Consider the following 18,228-nt stretch of genomic DNA (forward strand, 5'->3'; position numbering starts at 1 on the left):
AAGCCCATGTACAGCGTCAACGTCCGCGACCACTTCATGATCGCCCACAGCTTCCGCGGCGAGGTCTTCGGCCCCGCGCAGCGCCTGCACGGCGCCACCTACGTGGTGGACCTGGAACTGCGCCGGCCCGAACTGGACCCGGACGGCATCGTGGCCGACATCGGCCTGCTCACCGCGATGCTGCGCGCCGTGCTGGCCGAGCTGAACTTCCGCAACCTCGACGAGGAATCGGTCTTCCTCGGCCGCAACACCACGACCGAGTTCCTGGCCCGCGCCGTGTTCGACCGCGCCGCCGCGCGGATCGCCGCGGGCGAACTGGGACCGCATGCCGGCGGCCTGCGCGCGATGAAGGTGACGCTGCACGAGTCGCACGTCGCCTGGGCTGCCTACGAGGGCGAACTGCCCGCGGCACCCCGTTCCTGAGGGCGCAGGCGCCGTGCCGTCCGTGGTCTTCGTGGTGCCGGGCGACCTGGACACCCGCACGGGCGGCTATGCCTACGACCGGCACATCATCGAGGGGCTGCGCGATGCGGGCTGGACGGTGGAAGTCCTGGCGCTGGCCGACGGCTTCCCCTGGCCCGATGCAGCCGCGCTGGCCGATGCGGCCGAACGGATCGCGGGCCTGCCCGACGGCAGCCTGGTGGTCGCCGACGGCCTGGCCTTCGGTGCGCTGCCCGAGATCGCCGCCCGCCATGCGCAGCGGCTGGCGTGGGTGGCGCTGGTGCATCACCCGCTGGCGCTGGAGACCGGGTTGGACGCGGCACAGCGCCGGCAGCTTCTCGACAGCGAACGGCGCGCCCTCGGGATGACGCGCCGGGTGATCGTCACAAGCCACGCGACGGCGCGGGCGCTGCAGCGCGACTACGACGTGCCGCCAGTGCGCATCCGCGTGGTGGAGCCGGGGACCGTGCCCGCCGCTGCGCATGAACGCCCGGCCGGCGACGGCCTGTCGCTGCTGTGCGTGGCCGCCGTGACGCCGCGCAAGGGACACGGCGTCTTGATCGACGCCCTGGCCGGACTTCAGGACCGCGCCTGGACGCTGCACTGCGTCGGCAGCCTGGCGCGCAGCCCGGACACGGTCTATGCACTGCGCCACGCCATCGCGGCGCACGGCCTGGCGCCGCGCGTGCACCTGCACGGCGAGGTCGATGCCGACCGGCTGGCCCGGCACTACGCGCAGGCCGATGCCTTCGTCCTGCCGTCCTTCCACGAGGGCTACGGCATGGCGCTGGCCGAGGCGATGGCGCACGGCCTGCCCGTCGTGAGCACGACAGCCGGCGCCATCCCCGACACCGTGCCGGCCGGGGCCGGCGTGCTGGTGCCGCCCGGCGACGTGCCGGCGCTGCGCGCCGCGCTGGCCCGCCTGCTGGACGATCCTGCCTGGCGTGCGTCGCTGGCCCGCGGCGCGCGGGCCGCCGGCGCGCGCCTGCCCGGCTGGCGCGAGGCGGCCGCGCGCTTCGCCGAGGCATTGCGGCTGCCATGAGCGGATTCAGCGCCGACTGGCTGGCCCTGCGCGAGCCCTTCGACCGCCGGGCGCGCGCAGCGGCCATCGACGCCTTCGCGCTGCCTTCGTTGGCGCAGCGGTGGCGTGCGGCGCATGGCGGCGCGGGGCCGTCGGTGCTCGATCTGGCCTGCGGCAGCGGCGCGAACTTCCGGGCGCTTGCGCCGCGGCTCGGGCCGGGCCAGCGCTGGCGGCTGGTCGATCACGACCCCGCCCTGCTGGCGGCCGTGCCCGGGGCGCTGGCGGCATGGGCGGAACACCAGGGCTACACGCTGCGCGGGATCGGCGCGGACGCCATCGGCATTGACGGGCCCGGTTTCGGCGCCGAGGTCACATTGGAAGCGCTGGACCTGGCGCACGACCTGCACCGCCTCGAGTTGGCGGACACGCAACTGGTGACGGCCTCCGCGCTGCTCGACCTCGTGTCGGCCGCCTGGCTGGAGGCGCTGGTCGGGCACGCACGCGACGCGCAGGCGGCGATGCTGTTCGCGCTGAGCGTCGATGGGCGCGTGGGCTGGACGCCCGCCGATCCGGCGGACGCCGCCATCGACCGCCTGTTCGCCGCGCACCAGCGGCGCGACAAGGGCTTCGGCCCCGCGCTGGGCGCGCAGGCGCCGGCCGTGGCCAGCCGCCTCATGGGCGATGCCGGCTACGTGGTGCAGCAGGTGTCCAGCGACTGGGACATCGAAGGCGACGACGCCATGCTGGCCGCGATGGTCGATGGCATGGCGCAAGCCGCCAGGGAACAGGCCGGGGCCGTCGACAGGGCGCTCGTCGACGCCTGGCAGGCGCGGCGCCACGCGATGCGGCGCTCCACTTGCCTGAATGTCGGTCACATCGACCTTTTCGCGAAAGTGCGCCCATGAGCATCCACCAACCGTTCACGCTGAGCCTGTCGAAGCGCCGCACCCGGCTTCGACCCTTCGGCAAGCTCAGGACAGGCCAAGCTCAGCCCGAGCGGTTGTCGTTGATCGAACGCCGATCCGCACTAGCCGCGCAGGTCCAGGTCCCAGAGCTGATCGACGCCCATCGGATGGACGCGATGCGCCGGCCGCGCGCAGTCGGCCAGCCGCGCCGGGCCGTCGAAGCGCAGCCCCGGCCGGCCGTTACCGACCAGCAGCGGCGCCACCGACAGGTGCAGCCGGTCGAGGCAGCCCTGCGCGAGAAAGCGCGACACCGTCACCCCGCCACCCTCGACGAAGATGCGCCGCAGGCCGCGCGAGCGCAGCGCGGCTACCGCGCGCGCCGCGTCCGGCGTGCCGTCGTCGTCGCGCAGCAGGCCCGGCACCGCCAGCACCCGGCCGGCGCCCGCCCGCGCCTCCGCCTGCGATCGCCAGCGGGCATCGCACAGCCACAGCGTGGGCGCGCTGCGGTCCACGAACACTTGCGCCGAGGCGACGCGCTCCGCCAGGCCGGCGCGCGGGTCCAGCAGCACCCGCGTCGGGTTCGGGCCCGGCACCTTGCGCGTGGTCAGCAGCGGGTTGTCGGCCGCCACCGAGCCGGCGCCCAGCAGCACCACCTCGCTCAGCGCGCGCAGGCGGTGCAGGTGGACGATGTTCTCCGGCCCGTTGATGAAGCGGGATTCGCCGGTGCGCGTCGCCACGCAGCCGTCCAGGCTCTGCCCGAGCTGGCCGACCACCCAGCCCCCCGTGCGCGCCTGGATGTCCAGCAGCGGCTTGAAAAGCGCGAACAGCGCACGCGCCGCGTCGGCCCAGGCGCCGCGCAGCGCCCAGCCCGCGTCGGGCTGCCAGTCCAGCGCCTCGCCGGAAGAGGCGGGGGGCGCGCCGTGGGCCTGGCGCAGCAGCAGCGCCCACAGCGCCTCGGCCGAGCCGGGCTGCGCGTGCGCAGGCCGCTCCGCCGAAGCGGCGGCCGCGTGCAGGGGGGATGGATCGGCTGGCAACCGTGCCGACTGTGACGGCTCGGCCCGAAACGCGCAATCCTTCGCACGGCGCCGTCGCGGACAATCGCCGCATGTCTCTTCCCGCTCCCGCCGTCCTGATCAGCGAGGTCGGCCCGCGCGACGGCCTGCAGTCGGTGAAGGCCACCATGCCCACGGCCGACAAGCTGCGCTGGATCGACGCGCTGCACGCCGCCGGCCTGCGCGAGATCGAGGTCGCCTCCTTCGTCCCCGCGAAGCTGCTGCCGCAGATGGCCGACGCCGCCGAGGTGGTGCGCCACGCCGCCGCGCTGCCCGGCCTGACCGCGATGGCGCTGGTGCCCAACCGCAAGGGCGCACAGGCGGCGCTGGCGGCCGGCGCGCACAAGCTCACCATGCCGGTGTCGGCCAGCCGCGCCCACTCGCTGGCCAACGTGCGCAAGACTCCCGAGGAGATGGTCGAGGAGGTGCGCGCCATCGACGCGCTGCGCCGCGAGCTGGCCCCCGGCGCGGGCCTGGAGGCCGGCATTTCCACCGCCTTCGGCTGCACGCTGCAGGGCGCGGTCGACGAGGACGACGTGATCCGCCTGGCCGTGCTGTGCGCCGAGGCGGGCGCCGACGAGGTCGGCCTGTCGGACACCGTCGGCTACGCCAACCCGGCGCAGGTGCGCCGCCTGTTCCGCCGCCTGCGCAGCGAGCTGGGCGGCAAGGCGGGTGCGGCCCACATGCACAACACCCGCGGCCTGGGCCTGGCCAACTGCCTGGCGGCCTGGGAGGAGGGCGTCACCACCTTCGACGCCTCGCTCGGCGGCCTGGGCGGCTGCCCCTATGCGCCCGGCGCCTCCGGCAACGTGGTGACGGAGGACCTGGTCTTCATGTTCGAGGCGATGGGTGTGCCCACCGGTGTCGATCTGCAGCGCCTCCTGGCCGCGCGCCGGCCGCTGATGGCCGGCCTGCCCGGCGAGCCGGTCTACGGCATGACGCCCGAGGCCGGGCTGCCCAAGGGCTTCGTTCAACGAGGAATCCAGTCATGACAGACAGCGCCGCCGCCCCGCTGCCCTACGCGGGCATCCGCGTGGTCGAGTTCACCCACATGGTCATGGGGCCCACCTGCGGCCTGCTGCTGGGCGACCTCGGCGCCGAGGTCATCAAGGTCGAGCCGGTGGAGGGCGACGCCACACGCCGCCTGCTGGGCTCCGGTGCGGGCTTCTTCCCCGCCTTCAACCGCAACAAGAAGAGCATCGCGCTGGACCTGAAGTCGCCCGAGGGCATCGCCGCGGCGAAGAAGCTCATCGCCACCGCGGACGTCGTGAGCGAGAACTTCAAGCCCGGCACGATGAAGAAGCTGGGCCTGGACTACGACAGCCTGAAGGCCGACCACCCGCGCCTGGTCTACGTGAGCCACAAGGGCTTCCTGCCCGGCCCCTACGAGCACCGCACCGCGCTGGACGAGGTGGTGCAGATGATGGGCGGCCTGGCGTACATGACCGGCCGCGCCGGCGACCCGCTGCGCGCCGGCACCAGCGTCAACGACATCATGGGCGGCCTGTTCGGCGCCATCGGCGCGATGGCCGCGCTGCGCCGGCGCGAGATCACCGGCCGCGGCTGCGAGGTGCAGTCGGCTCTGTTCGAGAACAACGTCTTCCTGGTGGCGCAGCACATGATGCAGTTCGCCGCCACCGGCAAGGCGGCCGACCCGATGCCCAGCCGCATCTCGGCCTGGGGCATCTACGACGTCTTCACCGTGAAGGACGGCGAGCAGATCTTCCTGGCGGTGGTCAGCGACAAGCAGTGGCAGATCTTCTGCAAGGCCTTCGGCCTGGACGAACTGCTGGCCGACCCGCGCCTGGCGACCAACAACGACCGGGTGCGCGCCCGCGAGTGGATGATGCCGCTGCTGCGCTCGCACCTGGCCGTCCGAAGTGCCGACGAGCTGGCTGCGGTGTTCGAGGCCAACGAGCTGCCCTTCGCGCCCATCACCCGGCCGCAGGAGCTGTTCGACGACCCGCACCTGAACGCCAGCGGCGGCCTGGCGCCTGTGCGCATGAACGACGGCCACATGGCGAAGGTGCCGCTCCTGCCCTTCACCCTGGGCGGCGAGCGGCCCGGCATCCGCCTGCAGCCGCCGGCCATCGGCGAGTCCACCGATGCGCTGCTGCGCGAGCTGGGCTACGGCGAGGACGAGATCGCGCGGCTGCGCGCGGACGGCGCCGTGCGCTGAAGGTCCGCGACGTTGGACCGCCTGACCCAGCTCGAGACCTTCGTCGCCGTCGCCGCGCGCGGCAGCCTCACCGCCGCCGCCAAGGCCGAGGGCGTGGCGCCGGCCGTCATCGGCCGCCGGCTCGACGCGCTGGAGGAGCGCCTGGGCGTGCGGCTGATGCTGCGCACCACGCGGCGCCTGACGCTCACGCACGAGGGCAGCGCCTTCCTGGAGGACTGCCAGCGCCTGCTGACCGAGCTGGCCAACGCCGAGGCCAGCGTCAGCGCCGGCCGAGTCAAGGCCAGCGGCCACCTGCGCGTGACGGCGCCGGCCGGCTTCGGCCGCCGGCACGTGGCGCCGCTGGTGCCGCGCTTCCACGAGCTGCATCCGGAAGTGACGATCTCGCTGAACCTGAGCGACCGCGTCATCGACATGGCCGGCGAGCACTTCGACTGCGCGGTGCGCGTGGGCGACCTGCCCGATTCCTCGCTGGTGAGCATGCGGCTGGCCGACAACCGCCGCCGCTGCGTCGCCACGCCCGACTTCCTGCGCCGCCACGGCGTGCCTCGCCACCCGACGGACCTGGCGCGCTTCGCCTGCCTCACCCTCAGCAGCGACGCCTCGCAGACCCGCGGATGGGCATTCAGCGTCCCGCAGGAGGGCGGCGAGGGCCATGAGGTGATCCACCTCAAGCCCGTCGGCCCCCTGGACTGCTCCGACGGCCAGGTGCTGCACGACTGGTGCCTGGCCGGCCACGGCATCGCCTGGCGCAGCACCTGGGAGGTCGAGGCCGAGATCGACGCCGGCCTGCTGGTGCCGGTGCTGGATGAATTCGCGGCGCCGCCCAACGGCATCTACGCCGTGTTCCCTCACGCCAAGCACCTGCCGCTGCGGGTGCGGCTGTGGCTGGACTTTCTCAAGGCGCACTACGCGCGGCCGGACTACTGGGGCAGCGGCGGCCGCTGAACGGCCGGCGCCGCCCTGGCGCGTTCCGCGCCGCCGCCTGGACATTTCGTCGCATGCCCACCCGGGCCGCGGGGCGGGCGCGGCACAATGCCCGCCTCCCCACGACACACTTCCCTGCGAGGACCGTCCGATGACCCTCGAAGCCATCCTGGCCTACCTGCACATCCTTGCCATCCTGACGATGGTGGTCTTCCTCTCCAGCGAGGCGGCGCTGTGCCGCATGGAATGGATGAATGCCAAGGTCGTCGAGCGCCTGGCGCGGGTCGACATGGTCTACGGCATCGCCGCCGTGACCGTGCTGGCCACCGGCATCGCGCGCACCGTCTGGGGCATCAAGGGCTCGGCCTGGTACTGGACCAATCCGCTGCTGCACGTGAAGCTCACGCTGTTCGTCATCGTGGGCGTGATGTCGATCTTCCCCACGATCAGCTACCTGCGCTGGCGCCGGCGGCTGCGCGCCGACGGCACGCTGCCCGCCGAGGCCGAGGTGCGCAAGACGCGCCGGCTGGTGATGATCCAGGCGCACCTGGTGGCGCTCATCCCGCTGTTCGCCGTGTTCCTGGCGCGCGGCTTCGGATAGAAGGCGGACGAAAACAAGCCCCGCACCGGCGGGGCCTTGTCCTTCGGGCCGCTGCGCGGGGCCGGCTCGTCAGGCGGCCTTGTTGCTGAGGCATTCCTTCATGAAGGCCTTGCGCTCGTCGCCCTTGAGCGCCTTGGCCTTGGGGTCGGCGTTGCAGGACTTCATCCTGTCCTGCTGCGTCTGCTTGGCGGCCGAGAGGCACTGCTTCATGAAGGCCTTGCGCTCGTCGCCCTTCTTGTCGCCGGCCTCGGCGTTGCAGGTCTTCATCTTGTTCTGCTGCGCCGTCGGGGCCTTGTCCTGCGCATGGGCGGCGGTGCCGAAGGCCAGGCAGGCGCCGAGGGCGGCGAGGGAGAGGAGCTTCTTCATGGTGTGTGGTCTTCCTGAGCAGTGGATGGAAGGTGGCCGGGCCTTGCCGGCCGGGCCGGATTCTCCGGGCCCGGGCCCTCAACGTCCACCCTGCCGCATCGGCTGACCTGAGTCCACCCGTCCGGCGAGTTTGCCCCCCATAAAATCCCGCGATGCTTACCGTCAAACAGGACCTGCTGGCCGCCTTGGCCGACGCGCTGGAGGCGCTGTCGCCCGGCGCGGGCGTGCGGGCCGCCTTCGAATCCCCCAAGGTCGCCGCCCACGGAGACCTGGCCTGCACGGCCGCCATGCAGCTGGCCAAGCCCCTCAAGAAGAATCCCCGCCAGCTCGGCGAGGAACTGCGCACGGCCCTGCTGGCTGCGCCCGCCTTCGCGCAGTGGGCCGATGCGATCGAGATCGCCGGCCCGGGCTTCCTCAACATCCGGCTGAAGCCCGCAGCCAAGCAGCAGGTGGTGCGCGAAGTGCTCGAGGCCGGCGAGGCCTTCGGCCGCAAACCGGAGGCGAGCGGCGAGAAGGTGCTGGTCGAGTTCGTCTCCGCCAACCCCACCGGCCCGCTGCACGTGGGCCACGGCCGCCAGGCGGCGCTGGGCGACGCCATCTGCAACCTGCTGGCGACGCAGGGCCGGCCGGTGTGGCGCGAGTTCTACTACAACGACGCCGGCGTGCAGATCCAGACCCTGGCCACCAGCACGCAGCTGCGCGCCAAGGGCTTCAAGCCGGGCGACGCCGAATGGCCCGAGGCCGCCTACAACGGCGAGTACATCCAGGACATCGCGAACGACTTCCTGGCGAAGAAGACGGTGAAGTCCGACGACCGCGAATACACCGCCAGCGGCGACCCGGACGACCTAGACTCGATCCGCCAGTTCGCCGTCGCCTACCTGCGCCACGAGCAGGACCTGGACCTCAAGGCCTTCCAGGTGCGCTTCGACCACTACTACCTCGAATCGAGCCTGTACGCCAGCGGCCGCGTCGAGGCCGCGGTGAAGAAGCTGGTCGCGGCGGGCAAGACCTACGAGCAGGACGGCGCCCTGTGGCTGAAGACCACCGACTACGGCGACGACAAGGACCGCGTCATGCGCAAGCAGGACGGCACGTACACCTACTTCGTGCCCGACGTCGCCTACCACCTCGCCAAGTGGGAGCGCGGCTTCCACCAGGTGGTCAACATCCAGGGCACCGACCACCACGGCACCATCGCGCGCGTGCGCGCCGGGCTGCAGGCGGCGGACGAGGGCATCCCCGAGGGCTACCCGGACTACGTGCTGCACACCATGGTGCGCGTGATGCGCGGCGGCCAGGAGGTCAAGATCAGCAAGCGCGCCGGCAGCTACGTCACGCTGCGCGACCTGATCGAGTGGACCAGCAAGGACGCGGTGCGCTTCTTCCTGCTCAGCCGCAAGCCCGACACCGAATACACCTTCGACGTCGACCTGGCGCTGGCGCAGAACAACGACAACCCGGTCTACTACGTGCAGTACGCCCATGCGCGCATCTGCTCGGTGCTCGACAAGGAGGGCACCGACCCCGCTGCGCTGAAGGGCGTGGACCTCTCGCCCCTGGCGACCGAGGCCGCCCAGCCGCTGATGCTGCTGCTGGCGAAGTACCCCGACATGCTGGCCGCCGCCGCGCGCGACTTCGCGCCGCACGACGTCGCCTTCTACCTGCGCGAGTTGGCCGCGGCCTACCACAGCTACTACGACGCCGAACGCATCCTGGTCGACGACGAAGCCGTGAAGAAAGCCCGCCTCGCCCTCGTCGCCGCCTGTGCGCAGGTGCTGCACAATGGCTTGGCTGTGCTCGGCGTGAGCGCTCCGCGCAAGATGTAGAGAAACATGGGACCCATGAGAAGCAGACAACGAGGGAACACCGTCATCGGCCTGATCGTGGGCCTGGTGCTCGGGCTGGGCATCGCGCTGGGCGTGGCGGTGTACGTCACCAAGGTGCCGGTGCCCTTCCTCGCCAAGAACCAGCCGCGCGGCGCCGAGCAGGACGAGGCCGAGGCGCGCAAGAACCGCGACTGGGACCCCAATTCGCCGCTGGCCGGCAAGCCGCAGGCCCCGCGCACGCCGGCGCCCACCGCCAGCGGCACCGTGGCGCCGCCGGGCGACGCGGCCACGGCGGCGGCCGGCCAGCTCAATTCGCCGGTGCCCGCCCCGGTGGTGGTGGCGCCGGCACGGCCGGCGGCCCCCGCGTCCGGCGACCCGCTCGGCGACTTCGCCCGCTCGCGAGCCGGCGGCGGCGCCGGGACGCAGGTGGCCGCGGCGCCCGAAGCGACGGGGCCGGACCCCTTCGTCTACTTCGTGCAGGCCGGCGCCTTCCGCGGCACCGACGAGGCCGAGGCCCAGCGCGCCAAGCTCTCGCTGATGGGCGTGGAGGCCAAGATCACCGAACGCGAGCAGGCCGGCCGCACCGTCTACCGCGTCCGTGCCGGCCCCTTCAACAAGAAGGACGACGCCGATCGCCTGAAGGACCGGCTGAGCACCGGCGGCTTCGACGCCGCGCTCGTGCGCGTGCAGCGCTGAATGCCCCCCGCCGGGGAACTCCCCGGCCCACGCGCCGCTCTGTCCGCGGCACAGGAGAAACACCTTGACCATGAACCGACGTGACTTTTCGCTCGCCACCGCCGCCGCGGCGGCCCTGATGCCGCTGGCCGGCACCGCCCAGGCCCAGGGCGCCTTCGCCCCCGGCAAGGACTACGTGGTGCTGGGCAAGCCGGCCCCGGTCGATGCGCCGGCGGGCAAGATCGAGGTGGTCGAGTTCTTCTCGTACAACTGCCCGCACTGCGCCGCCTTCGAGCCGCAGTTGGAAGCCTGGGTCAAGAAGCTGCCCGCGAACGTGGTCTTCCGCCGCATCCCCGTGCCCTTCGTGGGCAACGACGTGCAGGCCAAGCAGAAGCTCTACTACACGCTGGAAGCGCTGGGCAAGATCGACGCGTTCCAGATGAAGGTCTTCCAGGCCATCCACCAGGAGCGCCAGCGCCTGTTCGGCGACGAGGCCATCCTCGCCTGGGCCGGCCAGCAGAGCGGCCTGGACGCCAAGCAGTTCGCCGACACCTACAAGTCCTTCAGCGTGGCCGGCAAGGTCAAGCGCGCCACGCAGATGACCGACGCCTACAAGGTGGCCGGCGTGCCGGCGCTGGGCGTGGCCGGCCGCTGGTACGTGGACGGCGAACTGGCCGGTTCGCTCGGCCGTGCGCTGCAGATCACGGATTCCCTCATCGGCCAGGCCAGAAAGTGAACCACCCCCAGTCTTCGCGGACTTCGTTCCGCTTCGCCAACCCCCTCGAGGGGGCACACGCGACGGCCCGGCGGAGCCGGTTCCGTGCGTGTTCCCGCATGGCCTGCTCCGCGGCCTCCTGATTGGCGGCAACGCCCCTGCCCAAAGCCCGCGCCCGCGGGCTTTTGTCCTTGAGGGCCGTCCGTTCCGCGAAAGGTCGCGGCATACAATGCCAGCAAGTTTCGTGCCTTTATGACATTCCCCTTGATGCACCTCCCCGCCGCCTCCTTCCGCCGCCTGGCCCGCCTGCTGTTCCTGGGCACGGCCCTGGCCCTGGCCGGCGGCGCCGTCCAGGCCGAGAAGGCCGACCGCACCAAGCCGATGAACATCGAGGCCGACAACATGCGCTACGACGACCTCAAGCAGACCAGCGTGTTCACGGGCAGGGTGGTCGTCACCAAGGGCACCATCATCATCCGCGGCGCCCGCATCGACGTGCGGCAGGACCCGGACGGCTACCAGTACGGCGTGGTCACCGCCGCGCCCGGCCAGCGCGCTTACTACAAGCAGAAGCGCGACGCCGGCACCGACGAGTGGATCGAGGGCGAATCGGAGGTCATCGAGTACGACGGCCGCGCCGACAACGTGAAGTTCATCCGCCGCGCCGTCATGCGCCGGCTGGTCGGCGCCAGGGTCAACGACGAGACCACCGGCCCGCTGATCGTCTACGACCAGAGCAACGACACCTTCACCGTCAACGGCGCGCCGCTGCCGCCGGACGCCAGCGTCTCCGCCGGCCAGCCCGGCGGCCGGGTGCGCGCGATCCTGACGCCGCGCGCGGCCAGTGAGCCCGGCAAGGGGGCGCCGGCCGCCCCCGCCGCGCCCGAGGGCGAACGGGGCCTGCGCCCCAGCACCACCCTGGACGGCCAGGGGGCGCGCCCGTGATCGAGGCCGCCAACCCCGCGGCCGAGTCCGCCCCCGGCAGCCGGCTGGAGGCGCGCGGCCTGCAGAAGAGCTACGGCAGCCGCCGGGTGGTGCGCGACGTCTCGCTGGACGTGCGCAAGGGCGAGGTGGTCGGCCTGCTGGGCCCCAACGGCGCCGGCAAGACCACCTCCTTCTACATGATCGTCGGGCTGGTGCGCGCCGACGCCGGCGACATCAGCATCGACGGCGAGCAGATCGCCCACATGCCCATCCACCGCCGCGCGCGCATGGGCCTGTCGTACCTGCCGCAGGAGGCCTCGATCTTCCGCAAGCTCAATGTCGAGGACAACGTGCGCGCCGTGCTGGAGTTGCAGCGCGAGCCCGACGCGAACGGCCGCATGGTGCCGCTGTCGAAGGCGCGCATGGACGAGCGCCTGACCGAGTTGCTGACCGACCTGCGCGTGGACCACCTGCGCGATTCGCCGGCGCTGGCCCTGTCGGGCGGCGAGCGGCGCCGGGTGGAGATCGCCCGCGCCCTGGCCACCCAGCCGCGCTTCATCCTGCTGGACGAGCCCTTCGCCGGCATCGACCCGATCGCGGTGATCGAGATCCAGCGCATCATCAGCTTCCTCAAGGAGCGCGGCATCGGCGTGCTCATCACCGACCACAACGTGCGTGAGACGCTGGGCATCTGCGACCACGCCTACATCATCAGCGACGGGCATGTGCTGGCACAAGGCACGCCATCGGAGATCGTCGACAACGTCGAAGTGCGCCGCGTGTACCTGGGCGAGCACTTCCGCATGTGAACGAGGACCGCACGGCATGAAGCAGGGCCTGTCGCTGCGGGTTTCGCAGCACCTGGCGCTCACGCCGCAGCTGCAGCAGTCGATCCGCCTGCTGCAGTTGTCCACCCTGGAGCTGGCGCAGGAGGTCGAGCAGATGCTCGACGACAACCCCTTCCTGGAGCGCCAGACCGAGGAGGCGCAGCGCGAGGAGTTCGGCCTGGACAGCGCCGACGCGCCGCAGCCGCGCGAGGAGCGCGAGGACGCCGAGCCGTCCCTCGCCGTGCCGGGGTCCGACGGCGCCGTCGCCGGCGGCGATGCCGACGCGCCCGTGGCCGATGCCGTCGACGCCGAGCCCGACTGGGAGGGCGACGGCAGCGTCGACCTGGCGCCCGACGACAGCGAGTGGGGCGGCGACGCGCCGCCGCGCAGCAGCGGCAGCGGCGACGACGACGAGCGCGCCGACGCCACCGAGCTGGCGCGCAGCCACGAGTCGCTGCAGGAGCACCTGCACCGCCAAGCGCTGTCCCTGCGACTGTCGCCGGAGGACTCGGCCGCGCTGCGCTTCCTGATCGAGTCGCTCGACGACGACGGCTACCTGGAGGACTCGCTGCCCGCCCTGGCCTCGGCGCTGGCCGGCGACGACAACGACCAGTTCGACGAGCTGGTGCACCACTTCCAGGTCGCGCTGGGCCTGCTGCAGAGCCTGGAGCCGGTGGGCGTGGGCGCGCGCGACCTGGGCGAGTGCCTGGCCATCCAGCTGCGCGCCGGCGCCGCCGACGACGAGGGCGACGAGGACGCGATGGAGGTGCGCAAGATCGCGCTGGCCATCTGCAAGCAGCCGATGGAGCTGCTGGCGCGGCGCGACTTCCGCCGCCTGGCCGCGCTCACCCGCGGCAGCGAGGACGAGGTGCGCCAGGCGATGCAGCTCATCGCCAGGCTGGAGCCCAAGCCGGGCCGGCGCTTCGTCGACGTCGAGCGCAACGTCATCGTGCCCGACGTCATCGTCACCCGCAGCGGCCGCGGCGCGAACATGAAGCTGCGCGTGCAGCTCAACCCCGACGTGATGCCGCGCCTGCGCGTGCACGACATCTACGCCGGCGCGCTGAAGGCGCACAAGGGCGAGGGCGGTCAGGCGCTGTCGCAGCGGCTGCAGGAGGCGCGCTGGTTCATCAAGAACATCCAGCAGCGCTTCGACACCATCCTGCGCGTGTCCAACGCCATCGTCGAGCGGCAGAAGAACTTCTTCGTGCACGGCGAGCTGGCGATGCGCCCGCTGGTGCTGCGCGAGATCGCCGACGAGCTGGGCCTGCACGAGTCCACCATCAGCCGCGTGACCACCGCCAAGTACATGGCCACGCCCTTCGGCACGGTGGAGCTGAAGTACTTCTTCGGCTCGGCCCTGGGCACCGAGACCGGCGGCAACGCCTCCAGCACCGCGGTGCGCGCCCTCATCAAGCAGTTCGTCGGCGCCGAAAGCGCCAAGAAGCCGCTGTCGGACAGCCAGATCTCCGAGATGCTCAAGGAGCAGGGCATCGAGTGCGCGCGCCGCACCGTCGCCAAGTACCGCGAGGCGCTGCGCATCGCGCCGGCGAACCTGCGCAAGGCGCTGTAGGGCCTGCCCTCCGCCCGCGCGCCGTCAGTGCTGCGTGACGACGATGGGCGCGCCCTTCGTGATGATCATCGTGTGCTCGTACTGCGCGGACAGGTTCCCGCGGGCGCCGGCCAGCGTCCAGCCGTCGGAGGTCTCGGTGACGGTGCGGCTCTTGGTCGACAGGAAGGGCTCGATGGTGATGACCATGCCTTCCTGCAGGATGCGCCGGTCCGCGGGGTCGAAGTAGCCGGCGATGTGGTCCGGCGCCTCGTGCAGTGCGCGCCCGACGCCGTGGCTTCCGAGGTTCTCGATGACCTTGAAGCCGTACGCCTTCGCGGTGCGCTCGATGGCCCCGCCGATGCCGTTGACCGGCTGCCCCGCCCGGGCACGCTTCATGGCCTCGGCGAGCGCCGCGCGGGTAGCGTGGCACAGGCGCGTCTTCTGCGCCGTGGAGGGCGGCACGACGGTGGTTCCGCCGGTGTCGGCGAAATAGCCGCCGAGTTCCGCAGACACGTCGACGTTCAGGACGTCGCCGGCCCGGATGACCCGGTCCCCGGGAATGCCGTGCGCCGCCTGCTCGTTGATGCTGATGCACGTCGCGGCCGGGAAGCCGTAGGTCAGCCTCGGCGCCGACTGCGCGCCGTGCTCCTCCAGGAGCCGTTCGCCGAGCCGGTCGAGTTCGCGGGTGGTCATGCCGGGTTCCGCGGCATCGAGCATCCGCTGCAGCGTCAGCGAGACGATCCTGCCGATGCGTTTCAGTGCGACGACGTCGTCTTGGGTTTCGATGGTCATGAAGGGTCCTGTTGCGTCGGGGCCGATTCTGACCCGATGCCGGCGCCGTGAAAACAGCGCCGCCGGGCCGAGGTCGAAGCTCGCGCCCGGCGGCGGCTGGAATGGGACGCCTCAGCCTTCGTCCAGCAGATGGCGCTTGTCGGCCACGTCGGCCCAGGCGTCGGCATCGGGCAGGGCCCCGTGGCCGCGGACGATCAACGGCCAGACCTTGGCGAGCCGCGCGTTCAGCGGCAGGAAGTCGCGCTGGTCCGGCGGCGTGTCCTCGTCGAAGAAGATCGCGTGCACCGGGCACTCGGGCACGCACAGGGCGCAGTCGATGCAGTCGTCGGGGTCGATCGCCAGCATGTTCGGCCCCTCGCGGAAGGCGTCGACGGGGCAGACCTCGACGCAGTCCGTGTACTTGCAGCGGATGCAGGCCTCGGTGACGACGTGGGTCATCGCGCGGGCCTGCCCCGAATCAGCGGGCTGCGGGCTGCAGCAGCGGGTCGGCGTGTCCCGCCGCGCTGCGCCCGGCCAGGCCCAGCACCACCTGCCAGGCCATCGCGACCGCGCCGACGATGAACACTACGTCGCCGAAGGTGCGCACCCAGCGCAGCGTCACCAGGATCGGCTGCTGCATGAAGGCCTCGCTGCGGGCGTACCACAGGCCCTCGGTCACGCTGGCGTGGAACTGGATGAAGCCGATCGGCAGCAGGCTGGTGGCGATCATCAGCACCAGGCCGGCGTTCAGGCCCCAGAAGGCGGTCTTCATCAGCCCCTCGCTGAACACGAATTGCGGCCGCACGTAGCGCAGCACCAGCAGCGTGAAGCCCAGCGCCAGGAAGCCGTAGACGCCGAACAGGGCCGAGTGCGCGTGCACGGGCGTGGTGTTCAGGCCCTGGATGTAGTACAGCGAGATCGGCGGGTTGATCATGAAGCCGAAGACGCCCGCGCCCAGCATGTTCCAGAAGGCCACGGCCACGAAGCAGGCCAGCGGCCACTTGAGGTTCGCCATCCACGGCGCGCGGGTCTTCAGGCGCGAGTTCTCCCAGGCCTCGTGGCCCAGCACGATCAGCGGCACCACCTCCAGCGCGCTGAAGGCCGCGCCCACCGCCATCACCGGCGTGGTGGTGCCGGCGAAGTACAGGTGGTGGAAGGTGCCCGGGATGCCGCCCAGCAGGAAGAGCGACGCCGAGGCCAGGCTGGCCGAGGTGGCCATCGACCGCGACACCAGCCCCATGCTGCTGAAGACGAAGGCCAGCGCGGTGGTGGCGAAGACCTCGAAGAAGCCCTCCACCCACAGGTGCACCACCCACCAGCGCCAGTACTCCATCACCGACAGGCTGGTGCGCTCGCCGTAGAACAGGCCCGCGCCGTAGAACAGGCCGATCGCGCCCACCGAGGCGGTGAGCAGGGCCAGCAGGTTCTTGTCTTCCTTCTTGCCCGATGTGCTGCGTGCGAACAGCGCCGGCAGCACGCCGCGCAGCATCAGCACCAGCCACAGCAGGATGCCGACCCACTTGAGGATCTGCCAGATGCGGCCCAGGTCCACGTACTCGTAGCCCTGGTGGCCGAGCCAGAAGTTCCATTCGGCCGGCATCCTGTGCGCGATGGCCAGCCAGTTGCCGACGAAGGAGCCGACGCACACGAACACCAGCGCCCAGAACAGCACGTCCACGCCCAGCTTCTGGAACTTCGGGTCCTTGCCGCCGTTGATGACGGGCGCGAGGAACAGGCCCACGGCGAGGAAACCGGTGGCGATCCAGAACAGCGCGCTCTGGATGTGCCAGGTGCGCGTGAGCGAGTAGGGGAACCACTGCGACACGTCGATGCCGTAGAACTGCTGGCCCTCCAGCGTGTAGTGCGCCGTGAAGCCGCCGATGAACACCTGGAAGACGAACAGCGCCACCACCAGGAACAGGTACTTGCCCAAGGCGCGCTGCGAGGGCGTGAGGGCGAAGGTCGTGAGCGGGTCGCGCGCGGGGGCGGCGGGCTGCGGCTCGTCGTGCCGGCGCAGGAAGGACCAGCCCCACACCAGGAAGCCCACGCCCGCCAGCAGCACCACCACGCTGGCGATCGACCAGACCACGTTCTCGCTGCTGGGCACGTTGCCGATCAGCGGCTCGTGCGGCCAGTTGTTGGTGTAGGTCACCTTGCTGTTCGGGCGCTCGGTGGCGGCGGCCCAGGCAGTCCAGAAGAAGAAGTGCGTGAGCTGCTGGCGCCGCTCGGCGCTGGGCAGCGTGTTCTCCTTCATGGCGAAGTTCTCGCGGCTCTTCTTCAGCGCGGGCGCGTCGGAGAAGAGCTGATCATAGTAGGCGGCGACCTGGGCGATGGCCTCGGCGCGGCGCTCGCTCACCACCAGCCTGTTCTCGCCGTCGACGCGGTTGCCGCGGTACTCGGCGCGCAGCTCGGCGCGCAGCGCGCCCTGGCGGCTGTCGTCCAACTCGGCATAGGGCTTGCCGTGGCGCTCCTGCGCGGCCAGGTCGAGCCAGGCGCTCAGCTCGCGGTGCAGCCAGTCGGCCGTCCAGTCGGGCGCCTGGTAGGCGCCGTGGCCCCAGATGGAGCCGAGCTGCATGCCGCCCACCGACTGCCAGGCGGTCTGGCCGTCGAGGATGTCCTTCTCGGTGAACAGCGCCTTGCCGCTGCTGCTGGCCACCTGCGCGGGGATCGGCGGCGCCGAGCGGTAGATGTCCGCGCCGAAGTAGCCCAGCAGCGAGAACATGACGATGCACAGGCCGATCAGCGTGTACCAGTGCTTCTTGTAGGGACCCATGGTGTCTTCTCCTCGTGGGATGCGTTCAGTGCACCTGCGCGGGCGCGAAGCGCTCGAACAGGATGTTGTTTTCGGTGTGGATGTGCGCCATCAGGTCCTCGCGGAAGGTGCGCAGGCCGGCGTACAGCGCGCGCCAGGTGGTGCAGGCGCCCTGCGGCGCGGCGATGTCGTTCGTCAGCTCGGCCAGGCGGCGCAGCTCGGCGCCGTGGCTGTCGTGCTCCGCGCGCATCACGCCGATGGGCATGCCCGCCATGCGGCCCTGGCCGCGGGCGAACATGGGGAACAGTACCGCTTCCTCCTTGCGCATGTGGCTCTCCAGCTCCTGCGCCATCGCTTCCAGGTGGTCGGCCAGGCCGTGCGGGCAGTCGGCGCGCTCGCCGTGCACCTGCTCGACCTTGCGCGCCAGGCGGATCAGCTCGGGCAGCTGCTCGCGGTGCACCGCGTGGTAGCGCGCCAGGATGTGGTCGACCAGCTCGGTGTCGGTGGCCGTGCTCCAGTCCTGCGCGGCGCCGGCCTCGGTGCGCTGCTGCAGCGCCTGCAGCTCGGCGGCGATCGGCTCGGCCGCGATGCCGAGGTCCTGCGCCGCCGTGCGCAGCGTGCGGTTGCCCGCGCAGCAGAAGTCCAGGTGGTGCTGGTCGAACAGGCGCGTCGCGCCCGGGATGCGGCGGGCCAG

General features: G+C 71.6%; 19 protein-coding genes. 13 read left to right on the forward strand and 6 right to left on the reverse strand.

The genetic code is table 11. The features are described from left to right. From ACIY1X_RS15470 to ACIY1X_RS15480, 3 genes are all read left to right on the forward strand, one after another. A partial coding sequence (locus tag ACIY1X_RS15470) for a 6-pyruvoyl trahydropterin synthase family protein (protein WP_399682000.1) occupies positions 1-423 on the forward strand: 423 nt, incomplete at its 5' end. A 13-nt stretch (positions 424-436) separates the two neighbouring features. After that, the gene (locus ACIY1X_RS15475) at positions 437-1,483 is read left to right on the forward strand and encodes a glycosyltransferase family 4 protein (RefSeq protein WP_399682002.1); all 1,047 of its coding nucleotides are present in this window, start codon (positions 437-439) and stop codon (positions 1,481-1,483) included. Next, positions 1,480-2,367: a hypothetical protein gene (locus tag ACIY1X_RS15480; protein ID WP_399682005.1), complete on the forward strand. Its 888-nt coding sequence runs from the start codon at positions 1,480-1,482 to the stop codon at positions 2,365-2,367. The genes ACIY1X_RS15475 and ACIY1X_RS15480 overlap by 4 nt, the downstream gene beginning before the upstream one ends. Before the next feature lie 122 nt (positions 2,368-2,489). Here ACIY1X_RS15480 and ACIY1X_RS15485 read toward each other — a convergent pair whose 3' ends face one another. Next, positions 2,490-3,401, reverse strand: a complete 912-nt coding sequence (locus ACIY1X_RS15485) for a RibD family protein (protein WP_399682007.1) — start codon at positions 3,399-3,401, stop codon at positions 2,490-2,492. Positions 3,402-3,472: 71 nt separating this feature from the next. Between ACIY1X_RS15485 and ACIY1X_RS15490 the strand changes: the two genes are divergently transcribed. From ACIY1X_RS15490 to ACIY1X_RS15505, 4 genes are all read left to right on the forward strand, one after another. Beyond that, positions 3,473-4,411 (forward strand): hydroxymethylglutaryl-CoA lyase, encoded by a 939-nt coding sequence (locus tag ACIY1X_RS15490; RefSeq protein ID WP_399682010.1) that lies wholly within the window; start codon positions 3,473-3,475, stop codon positions 4,409-4,411. Then, the gene (locus ACIY1X_RS15495) at positions 4,408-5,598 is read left to right on the forward strand and encodes a CaiB/BaiF CoA transferase family protein (RefSeq protein WP_399682013.1); all 1,191 of its coding nucleotides are present in this window, start codon (positions 4,408-4,410) and stop codon (positions 5,596-5,598) included. Before ACIY1X_RS15490 ends, ACIY1X_RS15495 begins: the two co-directional genes overlap by 4 nt. A 12-nt stretch (positions 5,599-5,610) precedes the next feature. Continuing rightward, a complete protein-coding gene (locus ACIY1X_RS15500; protein WP_038203813.1) occupies positions 5,611-6,543 on the forward strand; it encodes a LysR family transcriptional regulator in 933 nt (310 codons plus the stop codon). 130 nt (positions 6,544-6,673) lie between these two features. Continuing rightward, entirely contained in the window at positions 6,674-7,123 is a 450-nt protein-coding gene (locus ACIY1X_RS15505) for a DUF2214 family protein (protein ID WP_399682016.1), read from the forward strand. Positions 7,124-7,192: 69 nt separating this feature from the next. On the opposite strand, the gene ACIY1X_RS15510 is transcribed toward ACIY1X_RS15505, so the two are convergent. Next, on the reverse strand, positions 7,193-7,489 hold the full coding sequence (locus tag ACIY1X_RS15510) for a PsiF family protein (protein ID WP_038203819.1): 297 nt from the start codon (positions 7,487-7,489) through the stop codon (positions 7,193-7,195). Positions 7,490-7,641: 152 nt separating this feature from the next. On the opposite strand from ACIY1X_RS15510, the gene argS reads away from it, so the two are divergent. The 6 genes from argS to ACIY1X_RS15540 all read left to right on the forward strand — a co-directional run bounded on the left by argS (position 7,642) and on the right by ACIY1X_RS15540 (position 14,032). Further along, positions 7,642-9,318: an arginine--tRNA ligase gene (argS, locus tag ACIY1X_RS15515; protein WP_399682018.1), complete on the forward strand. Its 1,677-nt coding sequence runs from the start codon at positions 7,642-7,644 to the stop codon at positions 9,316-9,318. 15 nt (positions 9,319-9,333) lie between these two features. Beyond that, positions 9,334-10,014 (forward strand): SPOR domain-containing protein, encoded by a 681-nt coding sequence (locus tag ACIY1X_RS15520; RefSeq protein ID WP_399682021.1) that lies wholly within the window; start codon positions 9,334-9,336, stop codon positions 10,012-10,014. 70 nt (positions 10,015-10,084) lie between these two features. Next, complete coding sequence (locus ACIY1X_RS15525) at positions 10,085-10,729, forward strand: thiol:disulfide interchange protein DsbA/DsbL (protein WP_038204129.1); 645 nt, start codon at positions 10,085-10,087, stop codon at positions 10,727-10,729. Positions 10,730-10,960: 231 nt separating this feature from the next. Then, positions 10,961-11,653 (forward strand): lipopolysaccharide transport periplasmic protein LptA, encoded by a 693-nt coding sequence (gene lptA, locus ACIY1X_RS15530; RefSeq protein WP_051953052.1) that lies wholly within the window; start codon positions 10,961-10,963, stop codon positions 11,651-11,653. Next, positions 11,650-12,441: an LPS export ABC transporter ATP-binding protein gene (gene lptB / locus ACIY1X_RS15535; protein WP_038203836.1), complete on the forward strand. Its 792-nt coding sequence runs from the start codon at positions 11,650-11,652 to the stop codon at positions 12,439-12,441. The genes lptA and lptB overlap by 4 nt, the downstream gene beginning before the upstream one ends. A gap of 16 nt (positions 12,442-12,457) precedes the next feature. Then, on the forward strand, positions 12,458-14,032 hold the full coding sequence (locus tag ACIY1X_RS15540) for an RNA polymerase factor sigma-54 (RefSeq protein WP_399682024.1): 1,575 nt from the start codon (positions 12,458-12,460) through the stop codon (positions 14,030-14,032). Between the two features lie 24 nt (positions 14,033-14,056). Here the strand turns inward: ACIY1X_RS15540 and map are convergent, their stop codons facing one another. From map to ytfE, 4 genes are all read right to left on the reverse strand, one after another. Further along, positions 14,057-14,803, reverse strand: a complete 747-nt coding sequence (gene map / locus ACIY1X_RS15545; RefSeq protein WP_225782324.1) for a type I methionyl aminopeptidase — start codon at positions 14,801-14,803, stop codon at positions 14,057-14,059. Positions 14,804-14,914: 111 nt separating this feature from the next. Next, positions 14,915-15,241, reverse strand: coding sequence for a ferredoxin FdxA (gene fdxA / locus ACIY1X_RS15550; protein ID WP_225782325.1), 327 nt, complete (start codon positions 15,239-15,241; stop codon positions 14,915-14,917). A 19-nt stretch (positions 15,242-15,260) separates the two neighbouring features. Next, positions 15,261-17,555, reverse strand: a complete 2,295-nt coding sequence (locus ACIY1X_RS15555) for a nitric-oxide reductase large subunit (protein ID WP_399682028.1) — start codon at positions 17,553-17,555, stop codon at positions 15,261-15,263. 25 nt (positions 17,556-17,580) lie between these two features. Continuing rightward, a partial coding sequence (gene ytfE, locus ACIY1X_RS15560; protein WP_399682031.1) for an iron-sulfur cluster repair protein YtfE occupies positions 17,581-18,228 on the reverse strand: 648 nt, incomplete at its 5' end.

The organism is Xenophilus sp. (assembly GCF_044462705.1).
GTDB lineage: Bacteria > Pseudomonadota > Gammaproteobacteria > Burkholderiales > Burkholderiaceae_C > Xenophilus > Xenophilus azovorans.